Annotated in this window: 15 protein-coding genes, 1 pseudogene and 1 riboswitch; of the genes and pseudogenes, 13 read left to right on the top strand and 3 right to left on the bottom strand. The window is 44.2% G+C overall.

Annotated elements, in window-relative coordinates:
* The first annotated feature begins 96 nt into the window (after positions 1-96).
* From mvk to tig, 9 genes and pseudogenes are all read left to right on the top strand, one after another.
* Positions 97-975: a mevalonate kinase gene (gene mvk, locus BLS46_RS07645; RefSeq protein WP_093586729.1), complete on the top strand. Its 879-nt coding sequence runs from the start codon at positions 97-99 to the stop codon at positions 973-975.
* The gene (gene mvaD, locus BLS46_RS07640; RefSeq protein ID WP_093586727.1) at positions 957-1,910 is read left to right on the top strand and encodes a diphosphomevalonate decarboxylase; all 954 of its coding nucleotides are present in this window, start codon (positions 957-959) and stop codon (positions 1,908-1,910) included. Before mvk ends, mvaD begins: the two co-directional genes overlap by 19 nt.
* The gene (locus tag BLS46_RS07635) at positions 1,897-2,904 is read left to right on the top strand and encodes a phosphomevalonate kinase (RefSeq protein ID WP_093586725.1); all 1,008 of its coding nucleotides are present in this window, start codon (positions 1,897-1,899) and stop codon (positions 2,902-2,904) included. Before mvaD ends, BLS46_RS07635 begins: the two co-directional genes overlap by 14 nt.
* Positions 2,888-3,889 carry a type 2 isopentenyl-diphosphate Delta-isomerase gene (gene fni / locus BLS46_RS07630; protein WP_084974143.1) on the top strand — a complete coding sequence of 334 codons (1,002 nt, stop codon included), beginning with the start codon at positions 2,888-2,890 and terminating at the stop codon, positions 3,887-3,889. The genes BLS46_RS07635 and fni overlap by 17 nt, the downstream gene beginning before the upstream one ends.
* 166 nt (positions 3,890-4,055) lie before the next feature.
* Positions 4,056-4,754: a cell wall-active antibiotics response protein LiaF gene (gene liaF / locus BLS46_RS07625; RefSeq protein WP_084974145.1), complete on the top strand. Its 699-nt coding sequence runs from the start codon at positions 4,056-4,058 to the stop codon at positions 4,752-4,754.
* Positions 4,751-5,749: an envelope stress sensor histidine kinase LiaS gene (locus tag BLS46_RS07620; RefSeq protein ID WP_093586723.1), complete on the top strand. Its 999-nt coding sequence runs from the start codon at positions 4,751-4,753 to the stop codon at positions 5,747-5,749. The genes liaF and BLS46_RS07620 overlap by 4 nt, the downstream gene beginning before the upstream one ends.
* 10 nt (positions 5,750-5,759) lie before the next feature.
* On the top strand, positions 5,760-6,392 hold the full coding sequence (locus BLS46_RS07615) for a response regulator transcription factor (protein WP_093586721.1): 633 nt from the start codon (positions 5,760-5,762) through the stop codon (positions 6,390-6,392).
* Positions 6,393-7,048: pseudogene (locus BLS46_RS07610) on the top strand (DNA alkylation repair protein).
* Between the two features lie 92 nt (positions 7,049-7,140).
* Positions 7,141-8,424, top strand: coding sequence for a trigger factor (gene tig, locus BLS46_RS07605; protein WP_093586719.1), 1,284 nt, complete (start codon positions 7,141-7,143; stop codon positions 8,422-8,424).
* A 47-nt stretch (positions 8,425-8,471) separates the two neighbouring features.
* Here the strand turns inward: tig and BLS46_RS07600 are convergent, their stop codons facing one another.
* From BLS46_RS07600 to rnhC, 3 genes are all read right to left on the bottom strand, one after another.
* Positions 8,472-10,838 carry an SF1B family DNA helicase RecD2 gene (locus tag BLS46_RS07600; protein WP_093586717.1) on the bottom strand — a complete coding sequence of 789 codons (2,367 nt, stop codon included), beginning with the start codon at positions 10,836-10,838 and terminating at the stop codon, positions 8,472-8,474.
* Positions 10,839-10,986: 148 nt separating this feature from the next.
* Positions 10,987-11,601 carry a signal peptidase I gene (gene lepB / locus BLS46_RS07595; protein WP_001105833.1) on the bottom strand — a complete coding sequence of 205 codons (615 nt, stop codon included), beginning with the start codon at positions 11,599-11,601 and terminating at the stop codon, positions 10,987-10,989.
* A gap of 3 nt (positions 11,602-11,604) precedes the next feature.
* Positions 11,605-12,486 carry a ribonuclease HIII gene (rnhC, locus tag BLS46_RS07590; protein ID WP_093586715.1) on the bottom strand — a complete coding sequence of 294 codons (882 nt, stop codon included), beginning with the start codon at positions 12,484-12,486 and terminating at the stop codon, positions 11,605-11,607.
* Between the two features lie 86 nt (positions 12,487-12,572).
* On the opposite strand from rnhC, the gene zapA reads away from it, so the two are divergent.
* The 4 genes from zapA (at position 12,573) to BLS46_RS07570 (ending at position 17,526) form a co-directional block, all read left to right on the top strand.
* A complete protein-coding gene (zapA, locus tag BLS46_RS07585; protein WP_093586713.1) occupies positions 12,573-12,875 on the top strand; it encodes a cell division protein ZapA in 303 nt (100 codons plus the stop codon).
* A complete protein-coding gene (locus tag BLS46_RS07580) occupies positions 12,872-13,420 on the top strand; it encodes a CvpA family protein (protein WP_093586711.1) in 549 nt (182 codons plus the stop codon). Before zapA ends, BLS46_RS07580 begins: the two co-directional genes overlap by 4 nt.
* Positions 13,421-13,520: 100 nt before the next feature.
* On the top strand, positions 13,521-15,857 hold the full coding sequence (locus tag BLS46_RS07575; protein ID WP_093586710.1) for an endonuclease MutS2: 2,337 nt from the start codon (positions 13,521-13,523) through the stop codon (positions 15,855-15,857).
* A 169-nt stretch (positions 15,858-16,026) separates the two neighbouring features.
* A riboswitch (glycine riboswitch) is annotated at positions 16,027-16,115 on the top strand.
* An 88-nt stretch (positions 16,116-16,203) separates the two neighbouring features.
* Complete coding sequence (locus BLS46_RS07570) at positions 16,204-17,526, top strand: alanine/glycine:cation symporter family protein (RefSeq protein WP_093586708.1); 1,323 nt, start codon at positions 16,204-16,206, stop codon at positions 17,524-17,526.
* Positions 17,527-17,653: the final 127 nt, after the last annotated feature.

Here is a 17,653-nt window from a genome sequence, read left to right as displayed (position 1 = left end):
ACAATCGCTTTTTTTGTGAAAATATAATAAAATAGATAGGAGAAAATACTACTGTATGAAAAGTAAGACGGTCTTTTCGTCTGGTTAAAGGAAAACATGACAAAAAAAGTGGGTGTCGGTCAGGCACATAGTAAGATTATTTTAATAGGGGAGCATGCGGTCGTATACGGCTATCCTGCTATTTCCTTGCCTCTTTTGGAGGTGGAGGTGACTTGTAAGGTAGTCCCTGCAGAGAGTCCTTGGCGTCTGTATGAAGAGGATACCTTGTCCATGGCGGTATATGCTTCGCTGGAGTATTTGGATATCAAAGAAGCCTGCATTCGCTGTGTGATTGACTCGGCTATCCCTGAAAAACGGGGAATGGGTTCGTCAGCAGCTATCAGCATAGCGGCCATTCGAGCTGTTTTTGACTACTATCAGGCCGACCTGCCTCATGATGTACTAGAAATCTTGGTCAATCGGGCTGAGATGATTGCTCATATGAATCCTAGTGGTTTGGATGCCAAAACTTGTCTCAGTGACCAGCCCATTCGCTTTATCAAGAATGTTGGTTTTACAGAGCTTGAGATGGACCTATCCGCCTATTTGGTGATTGCAGATACAGGCGTTTATGGTCATACACGCGAAGCCATCCAAGTGGTTCAAAGCAAGGGGAAGGATGCCTTACCGTTTTTGCATGCCTTGGGAGAATTGACCCAGCAGGCAGAAGAGGTGATCAGACAAAAAGATGCTGAAAAACTGGGACAAATCCTCAGTCAAGCGCATTTACATCTAAAAGAAATTGGTGTCAGTAGCCCTGAAGCAGATTCCCTTGTTGAAACGGCTCTTAACCATGGTGCTCTGGGTGCCAAGATGAGTGGTGGTGGGCTAGGAGGCTGTATTATCGCCTTGGTAGCCAATCTAGATCAAGCACAAGAACTAGCAAAACGATTAGAAGAGAAAGGAGCTGTTCAGACATGGATCGAAAGCCTGTAACAGTACGTTCCTACGCAAATATTGCCATTATCAAATATTGGGGAAAGAAAAAAGAAAAAGAGATGGTGCCTGCTACTAGCAGCATCTCTCTGACTTTGGAAAACATGTATACAGAGACGACCTTGTCGCCTCTGCCAGCCCATGCGACTGCTGATGCCTTTTATATAAATGGTCAGCTACAAAATGAGGCGGAGCATGCCAAGATGACTAAGATTATTGACCGCTACCGTCCAGATGGTGAGGGCTTTGTTCGTATTGACACTGAAAACAATATGCCTACCGCAGCTGGTTTATCCTCAAGTTCCAGTGGTTTATCCGCCTTGGTCAAGGCTTGCAATGCTTATTTCCAGCTTGGCTTGAATCGGAGCCAGTTGGCGCAGGAGGCTAAGTTTGCCTCAGGTTCTTCCTCCCGCAGTTTTTATGGACCACTGGGTGCCTGGGATAAGGATAGCGGGGAAATTTACCCTGTAGAAACAGACTTGAAACTAGCTATGATTATGTTGGTGTTAGAGGACAAGAAAAAACCAATTTCTAGCCGTGATGGGATGAAACTTTGTGTGGAAACCTCGACGACCTTTGATGACTGGGTACGCCAGTCTGAAAAGGACTATCAGGAGATGCTGGTTTATCTCAAAGAGAATGATTTTGCCAAGGTTGGGGAATTAACGGAGAAAAATGCCCTTGCTATGCACGCTACGACGAAAACAGCATCACCATCTTTTTCTTATCTAACGGATACGACTTATGAAGCCATGGACTTTGTCCGCAAACTTCGTGAGCAAGGAGAAGCCTGCTACTTTACCATGGATGCTGGTCCTAATGTCAAGGTCCTCTGTCAAGAGGAAAACTTGGAGCATTTATCAGAAATCTTTGGTCAACGTTACCGCTTAATTGTGTCAAAAACAAAGGATTTGAGCCAAGATGATTGCTGTTAAAACTTGCGGGAAACTCTATTTGGCAGGTGAGTATGCTATTTTAGAGCCAGGACAGTTAGCCTTGATAAAGGCCATCCCCATCTATATGAAGGCTGAGATTGCTTTTTCTGAGACCTACCGTATCTATTCAGATCTGTTTGGTTTCGCAGTGGACTTGACGCCAAATCCTGACTACAGCTTGATTCAAGAAACGATTATTTTAGTGGGAGATTTCCTTGCTGTTCGCGGTCAGACTTTGCGACCTTTTTTCTTGGAAATCCGTGGAAAAATGGAACGCGAAGGGAAAAAGTTTGGTCTGGGTTCTAGTGGTAGTGTTGTTGTCTTGGTTATCAAGGCCCTGCTGGCTCTATATGATATTACGGTTGATCAGGAACTCTTGTTCAAGCTGGCTAGCGCGATCTTGCTCAAGCGAGGAGACAATGGCTCTATGGGAGACCTTGCCTGTATCGTTGCAGAGGATTTGGTTCTCTACCAGTCATTTGATCGCCAAAAGGTGGCTGCTTGGTTGGAAGAAGAAAGCTTGGCGACAGTTTTGGAGCGTGACTGGGGTTTTTCTATCTCACAAGTGCAGCCGGGCCTAGAATGTGATTTCCTAGTGGGATGGACCAAGCAAGTGGCCGTATCGAGTCAAATGGTCAAGCAAATCAAGCAAAACATAGGCCAGAATTTTTTAACTTCCTCAAAAGCAACGGTGTCTGCTTTGGTAGAAGCCTTGGAGCAGGGGAAAGCAGAAAAAATCATCGAGCAGGTGGAAACAGCCAGTCAGCTTTTAGAAGGTTTGAGCGCAGATATTTACACGCCTTCGCTCAGAGAGTTAAAAATGGCCAGCCGAGGTTTGCAGGCCGTTGCCAAGAGCAGCGGTGCTGGTGGTGGTGACTGTGGGATTGCCTTGAGTTTTGATGCGCAATCCACTGAAACCTTAAAAAATCGTTGGGCCAATCTGGGGATTGAGCTCTTATACCAAGAAAGGATTGGACATGACGACAAATCGTAAGGACGAGCATATCCGCTATGCCCTTGAACAGAAAAGTTCTTATAATAGCTTTGATGAGGTGGAGTTGATTCATTCTTCCTTGCCCCTTTATGACCTAGATGAAATCGATCTTTCGACAGAATTTGCAGGTCGAAAGTGGGACTTTCCTTTTTATATCAATGCCATGACAGGTGGGAGCGAAAAAGGTAAAGAAATCAATCAAAAATTAGCTCAGGTTGCAGAAGCCTGTGGGATTTTATTTGTGACAGGTTCTTATAGTGCAGCCCTCAAGGATCCTACAGACGACACTTTTTCTGTCAAATCTAGCCATCCAAAGCTCCTCCTTGGAACCAATATTGGCTTGGACAAGCCTATCGAGTTGGGACTTCGGGCTGTAGAAGAGATGAATCCTCTCCTCCTGCAAGTGCATGTTAATGTCATGCAGGAATTGCTCATGCCTGAGGGAGAAAGGAAGTTCAGAAGCTGGCAATCGCATCTAGCAGATTATAGCAATCGGATCCCTGTTCCTATTATTCTAAAGGAAGTGGGCTTTGGGATGGATGTAAAGACCATCGAAAGAGCCTATGAACTGGGTGTTCGAACCTTTGACCTGTCAGGTCGTGGTGGCACCAGTTTTGCCTATATCGAAAACCGTCGCAGTGGTCAACGTGATTACCTTAATCAATGGGGCCAGTCTACTATGCAAGCCCTTCTCAATGCCCAAGGCTGGAAAGACAAGGTCGAACTCTTGGTCAGTGGAGGTGTTCGGAATCCGCTAGATATGATTAAGTGCTTGGTATTTGGTGCCAAGGCTGTAGGACTGTCACGTACCGTTCTGGAATTGGTTGAAAGCTATACCGTCGAAGAAGTGATTGGTATTGTTCAAGGCTGGAAAGAAGATCTGCGTTTGATTATGTGTGCCCTTAATTGTGCCACCATAGCGGATCTGCAAAACGTAGACTATATTCTTTATGGTAAACTAAAAGAAGCTAGAGATCAGATGTAGAGAGGTCGGGACAAGAATCCCGCCCTTTTTTATATCTCTTTGTCAACCGTAATGGGTTGCTGGAACTTAGCTTGTACGAGCGCTTTCTGTCCTATCTCCTTTTTCCATCCTCAGACCGAGGTGACTTTTTTGAATTATGATAAAATAGAAAAGAGAGGATGCGTCTATGAAAAAATTTCAAATCTTTTTATTTATTGAAGCCTGTTTATTGACGGGAGCTCTGATTTTGATGGTATCAGAGCATTTTTCGCGTTTTCTGCTGATTCTATTCCTCTTTTTGCTCTTGCTCCGCTATTATACAGGTAAAGAGGGCAACAACGTTTTCCTCCTTGTGGCGACTATTCTTTTCTTTTTCATTGTCATGCTCAATCCCTTTGTGATTTTAGCCATCTTTGTAGCGGTCATCTATAGTCTCTTTCTTCTCTATCCGATGATGAATCAAGAAAGAGAGGAGACGGATTTGGTCTTTGAAGAGGTGGTAACGGTTAAAAATGAACACAATCCTTGGTTTGGCAATCTCCATCATTTCTCTAGTCACCAGACCTGCCAGTTTGACGATATCAACCTCTTTCGCCTCATGGGCAAGGATACCATTCATTTGGAAAGAGTTATCCTAACCAATCATGACAATGTCATTATCCTTAGAAAGATGGTCGGAACGACTAGGATTATCGTGCCCGTAGATGTGGAAATCAGTCTCAGTGTCAACTGCCTCTATGGAGATTTAACTTTCCTCCATCAACCCAAGCGAGCCCTCCGCAATGAACACTATCATCAGGAGACCAGAGACTATCTCAAGAGTAACAAGAGCGTCAAGATTTTCTTGACCAGTATGGTTGGTGATGTGGAGGTGGTCAGAGGATGAAAAAGCAATCGTACCTATTAATCGGCCTGACTTCTTTCCTCTTTATCCTCTTTTTGACTAATAGTTTACTTGATATTTTTGAACTAGACTGGTCCTATTTGCTACAGGATATCGAGAAAACAGAGAAAATCATCTTCTTGATCTTTGTCTTTAGTCTTTCCATGTCCTTCTTTTTTGTCCTCTTTTGGCGGGTGATAGAAGAAGTCTCTCGCAGAAAAATGCAAGTCAATCTCAAGCGACTGCTAGCAGGAAAAGAGGTGATCCCCTTTGCAGATCCAGACTTGGACACCAGTTTTAAGTCCTTGTCTGGCAAGCTCAACCTCTTGACAGAAGCTGTTCAAAAGGCTGAAAATCAAGGTCTGGTCAAGGAAGAAACAATCATCGAGAAAGAACGGAAGCGGATAGCACGTGACCTGCACGATACAGTTAGTCAGGAGTTGTTTGCAGCCCATATGATTTTATCAGGTGTCAGTCAGCAGGCTTTGAAGCTGGATAGAGAAAAGATGCAGACCCAGTTGCAAAGTGTTGCAGCCATCCTCGAAACAGCCCAGAAAGATTTGCGGGTCTTGCTCCTACATTTGCGACCTGTTGAGTTGGAAGAGAAGAGTTTGATTGAGGGGATTCAAATCCTCTTAAAAGAGCTAGAGGACAAGAGTGATCTCAAGGTTAGTCTCAAGCAGAATGTGTCTAAATTGCCCAAGAAGATTGAAGAACATATCTTCCGTATTCTTCAGGAATTGATCAGCAATACCCTTCGCCATGCCCAGGCATCTTGCCTAGATGTCTACCTCTATCAGACAGATGTTGAATTGCAGCTGAAGGTGGTGGACAACGGAATTGGTTTCCAGTTAGGGAGCTTAGACGACTTGAGTTATGGACTGCGAAATATCAAGGAGCGGGTTGAAGATATGGCAGGAACGGTTCAACTCTTGACAGCTCCCAAGCAAGGACTGGCGGTTGATATCCGTATTCCCCTGCTAGACAAGGAATCATAAAGGAGTAGAGATGAAAATTTTACTGGTAGATGACCATGAAATGGTCCGATTGGGCTTGAAAAGCTACTTTGATCTCCAAGACGATGTAGAAGTTGTGGGCGAAGCTGCCAATGGGGCTCAAGGCATTGACTTAGCTTTGAAATTGCGTCCAGATGTCATTGTCATGGATATCGTCATGCCTGAGATGAATGGGATTGACGCGACCTTGGCCATCCTCAAAGAATGGCCTGAAGCCAAGATTTTGATTGTCACCTCTTACTTGGACAATGAAAAAATCATGCCAGTCTTGAATGCGGGTGCCAAAGGTTATATGCTCAAGACTTCTAGTGCAGATGAATTGCTCCACGCTGTCCGCAAGGTGGCTGCTGGAGAGCTGGCCATTGAACAAGAGGTCAGCAAGAAGGTCGAATACCACCGCAATCATATCGAGCTTCATGAGGACTTGACTGCGCGTGAACGTGATGTGCTTCAACTCATCGCCAAGGGCTACGAAAATCAGCGCATCGCAGATGAACTCTTCATTTCTCTCAAGACGGTCAAGACCCATGTGTCCAACATTCTTGCCAAGCTTGAGGTTAGTGATCGCACCCAGGCGGCGGTCTATGCCTTCCAGCACCACTTGGTCGGGCAGGAGGACTTTTAGATGAGTCTTGTAGATTTACTTGAGGAGCTAGAAGCAACAAAAGTCCCTGAAAAAGCAGGGCCTATGGAAGCCTATATGCGCCATCAATTTCCCTTTCTAGGTATTGCAGCGCCTGAAAGAAATGCACTCTATAAAAAGTACTTTCCAAGCGCGAAAAAAACAAGAGTTATTGACTGGGATTTTGTAGATATTTGCTGGGAAAGGAAGCCTAGAGAATACCAATATGTGGCTGCCAACTATTTGTAAGCCATGCAGTCTTATCTAACAGAGAATGATTTGCCTAAGCTTGAGCATCTGGTCGTGACCAAGTCTTGGTGGGACACGGTAGATATTCTAGACAGAGTAGTAGGAAGTTTGGTAGTCGACTATCCGGAACTTGAAGAAGTGATTTTTAAATGGAGCCTATCAGACAATATCTGGCTGAGACGCGTCGCTATTGACCACCAGTTGTTAAGAAAAGAGAAAACAAATGTCCAACTGATGGAAAAGATCCTGCTCAACAATCTGGACCAGACAGAATTTTTTATCAATAAAGCCATCGGCTGGGCTCTAAGAGACTACTCTAAAACCAATCCCGAATGGGTAGCACGTTTTATTGAAAAAATAGGAAAAGAATGGCTGAACTTAGTATCAAGGAAGCCAGCAAGTACCTTTAGCATCGTTGAAAAGCGCATTCATTACTTGAAAAAAGTCACCCGTTTATGTTATAATAGACTGTATTTAAAAAATTTTAAGGAGAAATGACAGAATGTCTGTATCATTTGAAAACAAAGAAACAAACCGTGGAGTCTTGACTTTCACTATCTCTCAAGACCAAATCAAACCAGAAGTGGACCGTGTATTCAACTCAGTAAAGAAAACTCTTAACGTTCCAGGTTTCCGTAAAGGTCACCTTCCACGTCCTATCTTTGATAAAAAATTTGGTGAAGAAACACTTTACCAAGATGTTTTGAATGCTCTTTTGTCAAACGCTTATGAAGCAGCTGTAAAAGAAGCTGGTCTTGAAGTGGTTGCGCAACCAAAAATTGACGTTACTTCAATGGAAAAAGGTCAAGACTGGGTTATCACAGCTGAAGTCGTGACAAAACCTGAAGTAAAATTGGGCGACTACAAAAACCTTGAAGTATCAGTTGATGTAGAAAAAGAAGTAACTGACTCTGACGTTGAAGAGCGTATCGAACGCGAACGCAACAACTTGGCTGAATTGGTTATCAAAGAAGGTGCTGCTGAAAATGGCGACACTGTTGTGATTGACTTCGTTGGTTCTATCGATGGTGTTGAATTTGACGGTGGAAAAGGTGAAAACTTCTCACTTGGACTTGGATCAGGTCAATTCATCCCTGGTTTTGAAGACCAATTGGTAGGTCACTCAGCTGGCGAAACTGTTGATGTTGTCGTAACATTCCCAGAAGACTACCAAGCAGAAGACCTTGCAGGTAAAGAAGCTAAATTCGTGACAACTATTCACGAAGTAAAAGCAAAAGAAGTGCCAGCTCTTGACGATGAACTTGCAAAAGACATCGACGAAGAAGTGGAAACACTTGCTGAATTGAAAGAAAAATACCGCAAAGAATTGACTGCTGCTAAAGAAGAAGCATACAAAGATGCCCTTGAAGGTGCAGCAATCGATAAAGCTGTAGAAAACGCTGAGATCGTAGAACTTCCAGAAGAAATGATCCACGAGGAAGTTCACCGTTCAGTAAATGAATTCCTTGGGAACTTGCAACGTCAAGGTATCAATCCTGACATGTACTTCCAAATCACAGGAACTACTCAAGAAGACCTTCACAAACAATACGAAGCAGAAGCTGAGTCACGTACGAAGACTAACCTTGTTATCGAAGCAGTTGCGAAGGCTGAAGGATTTGACGCTACTGAAGAAGAAATCCAAAAAGAAATCGAACAATTGGCTGCAACTTACAACATGGAAGTGGCACAAGTTCAAAACTTGCTTTCAGCTGATATGTTGAAACACGATATCGCAATCAAAAAAGCTGTTGAATTGATCACAAGCACAGCAACAGTTAAATAATCTTAATAAATAAAAATCCCACCTGAATTGGTGGGTTTTCTTATGCGCTATTTTCCGAAAATCTCTTTGAGATCTGCATCTGTAATCCCAATCATAGCGGGAATGCTGGACCAGTTTTCCTCGGTGAGGATATAGGATAGAGGAGAATCCTCTTGATTTGTCGTTTCGCTAGGGACTGGGCTGGTTTGGTCAGCTGAATCGACCAGATCCTGAAAGCGTTCAATCAGATAGGTCTTGCGAGCAGTCCCGATATGCTTGACTGCATAGTCAAAGGCCTGTAATTCACCAAGAAGGATAAGCTTGCTCTTGGCCCGTGTAATAGCTGTATAGATGAGATTGCGTTCCAGCATACGTCTACTAGCACTGGTGATGGGCAGGATGACAACGGGAAACTCACTCCCCTGCGACTTATGGATACTCATGGCATAGGCCAGGCGAATCTTGTACCATTCGTTACGTGGGTAGACGACCTCATTGCCGTCAAAATCAATGACAATCTCGTCTTGTTTAGACTCGGTGTATTTTCCAGGAATCAGGTCTGTGATGTAGCCTAGATCTCCGTTAAAGACATTAACTTCAGCGTCGTTGACTAGGTGAATGACCTTGTCTCCTGTTCGATAGTGACACTGAGTTGCTTCAAAGCTAACTTGCCCCTTTTGCTGAGGATTGAGCAGGTCTTGCATAAGTTGGTTGATGGCGTCAATACCAGCAGTTCCTCGATACATAGGCGCTAGCACCTGAATATCACGAGCCGGAATGCCACTTCTGAGGGCAGCACCGAGGATCTTCTCAATGGTTGCAGGGATATGGCTACTAGCGATTTCAAAGTAGGAGCGGTCAGCTTTTTTCTGGGTAAAGTCGGCTGGCAAGATGCCTTGTCGAATCTGACTCGCTAAGGTAACGATAGTTGATTCTTCACTCTGACGGTAAATCCGTTCCAAGCGAGTCTGAGGGATCAGAGGTATCTGGAGCAGGTCAGCCAGTACCTGGCCAGGACTGACAGACGGTAGCTGGTCACTGTCTCCCACGATGAGAATTTTACTGTTAGAAGAGATGTTAGAGAAGAGTTGGTTGGCTAGCCAAGTATCTACCATGGAGAATTCATCCACGATAATAAAGTCGGCATCCAGATAATCTTCCAAATGGCTGGTATCATCGTCACCCGTCATTCCCAAATGGCGGTGAATGGTCGCGCTAGGCAAACCTGTCAATTCATTCATGCGCCGAGCCGCTCGACCAGTTGGAGCTGCTAGAAGGATAGGCAGGTTGCTTTTTTTCCTGAGGTCAAGTCCTTCTAAGAGGGCATAAACAGCGATAATCCCATTGATAACAGTCGTCTTACCCGTACCAGGTCCACCTGTTAGGATAAAGACCTTGTTCTGGATAACATCGCAGATAGCCTGTTTTTGGATGCTATCGTATTGGATACCCAGTTCCTCCTCAATACTAGCGATATGCTTGTGAATGGTTTCTAGATCCTGACTTTTCTGCTTTCCTTTTTCAAGGATACGCATAAGATGACTGCGAATGCCTTCCTCGGCGAAAAAGAGGCTGTTATCAAAGATTTTGGTATCAATCTGCTGAACCTTGTCTTCTTCGATCAGATGAGATAATTCCTGAGCGACTTGGCTAGGATCGAGTTCCACGGGACGAGAAGACTCGAGGAGAGTCAGGGTCTGTTCCAGCAAATCTCGGGCTTCCATGTAGGTATCGCCCGTATCCATACAGCCTTGAAAGAGACTGTGGACAAGGCCAGCACGGAAGCGCTCGGGAGCCTGGCTTTCGATACCTAGTTCCTCCGCTAGTTGGTCAGCAATGGTAAAACCCAATCCCTTGATATCCTCGACCAGCTGGTAGGGATAATTTTCAACCACATCAAGCGTTTCTTCCTTGTAAAAGTCTTGAATCTGAAAGGCTAGTTTATTGGGAATGCCGTAGTTGGCAAGTTTAGCCAAAACCATCTCTGTCCCATAGTTGAGACGGAGGGTAGAGAGGAAAGCCTCACGGTTTTTGGCAGAGAGTCCTGCAATGCTTTCTAGCTTTTCAGGATGCTCCAGAATTTCGTCAATGGTATTTTCACCATAGGTGTCCACGATTTTCTGAGCAGTTTTGAGACCAATTCCCTTGAAATGGCTGCTAGAAAAGTATTTGACAAGCCCTTTTCGAGTCGGTTTTGCTCGTTCATAGCGGCTGATTTGCAGTTGTTCTCCGTACTTGGAGTGTTGAACGATTTGTCCCCAAAAAGTGTAGTCTTCGCCCTCAATCACGTCAGCCATGGTTCCTGTAACGATGATTTCAAAATCGTCAAAGTCCTCCGCATTGGTATCTTCGATATCTAGGAGGAGGATACGATAAAAATTACTGGGATTTTCAAAAATAATGCGTTCAATGGTGCCTGAAAAATAAACTTCCATAGATTTCCTTTTTGATAGAAAAAGAGCTGGGATAGAGCTTTCAGTTAGTTTTTTCTTGGATTTTGGACTTGGTACAAGATATTGCCAAGTTGCAATCTAATCCTAAAAGCTAACTCAAAAAGACTATCACAGCATCTAGTTGCTGATTTTAAAAGATTCCGATACGGTTGAGTGGCCAGAAACGGAATTTGGCTTCTCCTTTGATTTGACTGGCTTTAAAGGTTCCGACATGGCGACTGTCACTGGAAACCAAACGGTCATCTCCAAGGAGGAGGTACTCACCCTCGGGTACGGTAAAGCTGAAGCTGGTGTTGAAATTCACATCGACAGTAAAGGCTTGAGCTTTCTGGGCTAGACTTCTAAAATAGACCCCCTTATCCCCTTCAAAGCCTTTCCCCGAATAGGCGTTTTGCAGTTTATCATTTTTAAACTGTTGGAGGTAGTCTGCTAGGTAAGGTTCATCGGTTTCTTGATTGTTGATAAAGAGCTTGTCGTTTTCGTAGCGAATGGTATCACCAGGCATGCCGATGACGCGTTTAACGATGTCTTTATTTCCATCATCTTCATGGGCAACTACAATGTCAAAGCGGTTAATAGGGAGGTGCTTGACGACAAAGAGAATCTCTCCATCAGCTAGGGTCGGATCCATAGAGTGTCCTTCCACGCGAACATTGGTCCATAGAAAGAGACGACTGAGACCAACTACTATAATGATGAGGAATGTGAGTCCCCACTCTTTTAGAAATGTTTTAAAATAATTCATAACTTACCTTTCTAGAAGTGCTTTGGCTTTTTCAGTGTTTTTAAAATGTAGTTTGGCACAGAAATGAAGTCCTTTCATGCCATAGGCTTGAAGGATTTTGCTAGCAACCTTATCAGAAGCAGTTCCAGCGCCGCTTGGCAGTTGGTAGCCTAGTTCTCGTCCAAGATTTTCCAAGTTTTCGAGGAAGAGATCCCGCGCGATGATGGAGCTAACCGCAACAGCCAGGTATTTGCCCTCGGCTTTTTCTTCCAAAGTGATCTTATTTGGAAAATGATTGGCTTCTTGCGCCAAGTACTTGTCATAGTTTTTAGGACTTGTAAAAGCGTCAATCACGATTTTTTCTGGCTGGACTCCTTTTTGGAGAAGGAGAAAGATAGCCTGATTGTGTAGGGCAACCTTTACAGAAACAGCATTGTAACGCTCTCCGACAACTTCGTTGTACTTGCTTGGTGAAAGGAGGAGTGCTTGATGCTGGATCTTTTCCTTGAGGATAGGGGCAATCTGACGAATCTTTTGATCTGTCAGGGTTTTTGAATCCCCCACTCCGAGTTTTCTCAAGAATTCATGCTGGTCGGCTGTCACAAAGGAAGCCACGACAGCAAGCCCACCAAAGTAGGAACCATTTCCCACCTCATCAGTTCCAATCATAGGGAAATCTTGTCCACGGTTTTCTTGTTGTACTTGATAACCAAAGAAACTGGCGTATTGCTCAGCAGCTTCGCCCTGCAGGAGGACTTTTCCAGAAGTATAAATGGAAACCGTTGCCTGAGGAAAGCGCAAAAAATAGCGAATATAGGGATTTTTACTAGGAGCGAGAGCCTTCTGATACTGACTTAAAAAGCTCTGAATTTCCTGTTCACTTGGTGTGAGTGTGATACTTGCCATAGTCTCTATTGTACCACAAAAGCAGGAGAATTGGTAAAAACTGACAAAGTTAGCGAAATTTGGTATAATATCGTGAGGTGAATTTTATGGCAAATCTAAATCGATATAAGTTTACATTCGGAAAAAAGACATTAACCTTGACAACCGAGCATGACAACCTCTTTATGGAGGAAATTGCCAAGGTTGCGACTGAAAAATACCAAGCAATTAAAGAACAAATGCCTGGGGCGGATGATGAAACCATTGCCCTCCTTTTAGCGATTAACAGCCTATCGACGCAGCTTAGTCGTGAGATTGAGTTTGACGATAAGGAGCAGGAGCTTAAAGACCTTCGAAATAAGCTAGTGGCAGTCAAGCAAGAGCAGAGCAAGGTTGAGGATTCCCTATGATTTCGATCCTTCTCTTACTAGTTCTAGCTTGGGGGTTTTACATCGGCTACCGTAGAGGTTTGGTGCTGCAAGTTTATTATTTCCTCGTGACAGTGATATCAGCCTTTGTTGCTGGTCAGTTTTATAAATCACTGGGAGATCAACTTCACTTGCTTGTCCCTTATGCCAATCCTCAGGAAGGACAGGGTACCTTTTTCTTCCCTTCAGGTCAGCTTTTTCAGCTAGACAAGGTCTTTTATGCGGGGATAGCCTACCTTCTAGTTTTCGGAACTTGTTACACTATCGGACGTTTTATCGGTTTGTTCCTATACTTGATTCCAACTAAAAAGCTAGATGTCAAATGGTTTCGTATCGGAGCAGGCCTATTGTCGCTATTGGTAACCTTATTTGTCTTGCAAATGGCTTTGACCATTCTTGCAACGGTGCCTCTGGCAGTCATTCAAAATTCACTCGAAAAAAGTATAGTAGCCAAACACATCATCCAAAGTGTCCCTTTTACGACAAATCTTATCAAACAACTCTGGGTGACAAATTTAATCGGATAAAAAGGGCGGGATTTTTCCTAGCCCTTTGTTTACAGATTGGAGGACTAGGTCAAAACCTCTAATTACTATAATTTTGTAAACAAGTATACAAGGGAAAAATATGAATACAAAAATACTAGAAACTTTAGAATTTAATAAAATTAAAGCCTTGTTTGAACCTCATATCCTAACAGAACAGGGACTAGAGGAGCTAAAAGGTTTGGCTCCGACTACCAAGGAGGATAAAATCAAACAGGCTTTTGCTGAAATGGAGGAAATGCAAGCCCTATTTGTGGAGCAACCCCACTTTACCATTCTAGCGACACGTGAGATTTCAGCTGTTTGCAAGCGTCTGGAGATGGGGGCGGACCTCAATATTGAGGAGTTCCTGCTCCTCAAACGGGTCTTGCTTGCTAGCAGAGAGTTGCAAGGGTTTTATGCCAATCTTGAAAATGTACGCTTGGAGCAGCTGGCGAGATGGTTTGAAAAACTGCATGATTTTCCACACTTGCAAGGGAGTCTTCAATCCCTAAATGACGCAGGCTTCATCGAAAATTTCGCCAGTGAAGAACTGGCACGTATCCGTCGAAAAATCCATGATAGCGAGAGTCAAGTTCGAGATGTCTTGCAAGACTTACTTAAACAAAAAGCGCAGATGTTGACGGAAGGGATAATCGCTAGTAGAAATGACCGTCAAGTCTTACCTGTCAAAAATACCTATCGCAATAAGATTGCTGGTGTTGTCCACGACATCTCTGCCAGTGGAAACACGGTCTATATCGAGCCACGTGAGGTCGTGAAACTGAGCGAAGAAATCGCTAGTTTGCGAGCAGACGAACGCTATGAGATGATTCGTATCCTACAGGAGCTCTCAGAACGCGTCCGCCCTCATGCGGCAGAGATTGCTAATGACGCGTGGATCATCGGCCATCTGGATCTGATTTGTGCCAAGGTGCGTTTCATTCAAGAAAGACAAGCAGTCGTTCCTCAACTTTCAGAGAATCAAGAAATTCAACTCCTTCATGTCCGCCATCCTTTGGTTAAAAATGCTGTCGCAAACGATGTACACTTCGGTAAGGAATTAACGGCCATTGTCATTACGGGTCCCAATACAGGTGGGAAGACCATCATGCTCAAAACCTTGGGTTTGACTCAACTTATGGCCCAGTCAGGCTTGCCCATTTTAGCTGATAAGGGGAGCCGTGTCGGTATTTTCGAAGAAATCTTCGCAGATATTGGAGATGAGCAGTCTATCGAACAAAGCCTGTCGACCTTCTCCAGCCACATGACCAATATCGTAGATATTCTTGGCAAGGTCAACAAACATTCACTTTTACTCTTAGATGAGCTTGGCGCAGGTACCGACCCGCAGGAAGGAGCAGCCCTTGCTATGGCTATTTTGGAAGATCTTCGCCTGCGTCAGGTCAAAACTATGGCGACGACCCACTATCCAGAACTCAAGGCCTATGGTATTGAGACAGCCTTTGTGCAAAATGCCAGTATGGAGTTTGATACAGCCAGTCTGCGTCCGACCTATCGCTTTATGCAGGGAGTTCCTGGCCGAAGCAATGCCTTTGAAATTGCTAAACGCCTAGGCTTGTCAGATGTCATCGTTGGGGATGCCAGCCAGCAGGTCAACCAAGATAATGACGTCAACCGCATCATTGAACAATTGGAAGAGCAAACGCTTGAAAGTCGCAAACGTCTAGATAATATCCGTGAGGTGGAACAAGAAAACCTCAAGATGAATCGAGCACTCAAAAAACTTTACAACGAGCTCAATCGTGAAAAGGAAACTGAGCTCAATAAGGCGCGTGAACAGGCTGCTGAAATTGTGGAACTAGCGCTAAGTGAGAGTGACCAGATTCTCAAGAATCTTCACAGTAAGTCTCAACTCAAACCTCACGAAATCATTGAAGCCAAGACTGAGCTGAAAAAACTGGCTCCTGAAAAAGTCGATTTGTCTAAAAACAAGGTCCTTCAAAAAGCCAAGAAAAAACGAGCTCCAAAGGTTGGAGATGATATCGTGGTTCTCAGTTATGGTCAGCGTGGAACCTTGACCAATCAGCTCAAGGATGGCCGTTGGGAAGCCCAAGTTGGTTTGATCAAGATGACCTTGGAAGAGAAAGAATTTGATCTTGTTCAGGCCCAACAAGAAGCCCCAGTCAAGAAAAAACAAGTCAATGTCGTCAAACGTGCTTCTGGTCGTGGTCCACAAGCTAGACTGGATCTCCGAGGCAAACGGTACGAAGAAGCCATGAATGAGCTGGATGCCTTTATTGACCAAGCCCTGCTTAATAACATGGCGCAGGTAGACATCATCCACGGTATCGGTACAGGAGTCATCCGTGAGGGCGTCACCAAATACCTACAAAGAAACAAGCATGTTAAGAGTTTCGGCTATGCTCCACAAAACGCTGGAGGCAGTGGCGCAACCATTGTGACCTTTAAAGGATAGAGAGAAGAAGGATTCGCTCTTTCTGAAAAAAAGAAATGAAAAGTCAAAAATTTTCATAGAAAATATTGACAAAGGCTAACTTTTCTTGTAAAATAATAAAAAATAAAATACCAACACCGAATGAAGTTTAATAGAAGTGGAGAAAGGTTTGTTTTCCATGACTGTAAATGGACGGAACTCTGGAGAGACCGTAAAGGCACCGAAGGGGCAAGGCAGGCAACTGCTCAAACTCTCAGGTAAAAGGACAGAGCTAAGATAGACCGCTTTTGGCATTTATCTAAGCATTCCAGAGTACATGTATCATGCATGTGCTCTTTCTTTTGGGGTTGAAGGATAGGAGTAGGACATGTCAGAATTGCTTAAAGCGCTTGATGCTTTCGTTTGGGGGCCTCCCCTCTTGATCTTATTGGTCGGAACGGGTATCTATTTGACCATCCGACTAGGCCTTTTGCAGGTGGCTCGTCTCCCTAAGGCCTTTCAGTTGATTTTTACCAAGGACAAGGGGCATGGCGATGTGTCGAGCTTTGCTGCTCTATGTACAGCTCTAGCCGCCACCGTTGGTACGGGAAACATCATTGGGGTCGCGACAGCCATTAAGGTTGGGGGCCCTGGGGCCCTCTTTTGGATGTGGATGGCGGCCTTCTTTGGGATGGCGACCAAATATGCCGAAGGCTTGCTGGCTATCAAATACCGTAGCAAGGATGCAAACGGCGCTGTAGCTGGAGGGCCCATGCACTACATCCTTTTGGGGATGGGAGAAAAGTGGCGCCCCCTTGCTATCTTCTTTGCCCTAGCGGGTGTATTGGTAGCCCTTCTAGGGATTGGTACCTTCACCCAAGTCAATTCGATTACAGAATCTATCCAAAATACAGCTCAAATTGATCCAGCTATCACAGCTCTCGTTTTGTCTGTTTTTGTTGCGATTGCCGTCTTTGGTGGACTCAAATCCATTTCCAAGGTTTCGACAGCAGTTGTTCCATTTATGGCTATTGTCTATATTTTGGGAACTCTTACAGTTATTCTCTTTAATATTGAGAAAATCCCAGCCACACTTGCCCTCATCTTTACTTCAGCCTTTAGTCCAGCTGCTGCGGTAGGTGGTTTTGCAGGTGCCAGCATTCGGATGGCTATCCAAAATGGTGTGGCGCGAGGAGTCTTTTCTAACGAATCTGGTCTTGGTTCAGCTCCGATTGCAGCGGCTGCAGCTAAGACTAATGAGCCTGTTGAGCAAGGCTTGATTTCCATGACAGGAACCTTTATTGATACGTTGATTATCTGTACTCTGACAGGTCTGACAATCTTGGTAACTGGAGTTTGGAGCGGTGATTTGAATGGAGTAGCACTTACCCAGTCAGCCTTCTCAACAATTTTTTCAAATTTTGGGCCTGCTCTTTTGACCATATTTTTGGTTCTCTTTGCCTTTACGACAATTCTAGGCTGGAATTACTACGGAGAGCGCTGTTTCGAGTTTCTCTTTGGCGTTCGCTTTATCTGGCTCTATCGAGTTGTCTTTGTGCTCATGGTCTTGTTGGGAGGTTTTATCGAGCTGGATATGGTCTGGATTATCGCAGATATCGTCAATGCCTTGATGGCTTTGCCCAACTTGATTGCCCTTTTGGTCTTGTCACCAGTCGTTATCACCGAAACCAAAAAGTATTTTAAACATTAACCCAATCACACTTTTCGTGTGATTTTTTGCTTTCATAAACATTTCCTATCATGGCAATTGAAAATATATATTATCCAAAGAAGAAATTCTATGATAGACTAAATGACAATAAAATGAAAAGAGGTTT

This window comes from Streptococcus sp. NLAE-zl-C503 (genome assembly GCF_900104285.1).
Taxonomy (GTDB): Bacteria; Bacillota; Bacilli; order Lactobacillales; family Streptococcaceae; genus Streptococcus.
The sequence above is the reverse complement of the archived record's forward strand: the minus strand, read 5'-3'. Positions and strand labels throughout refer to the sequence as shown.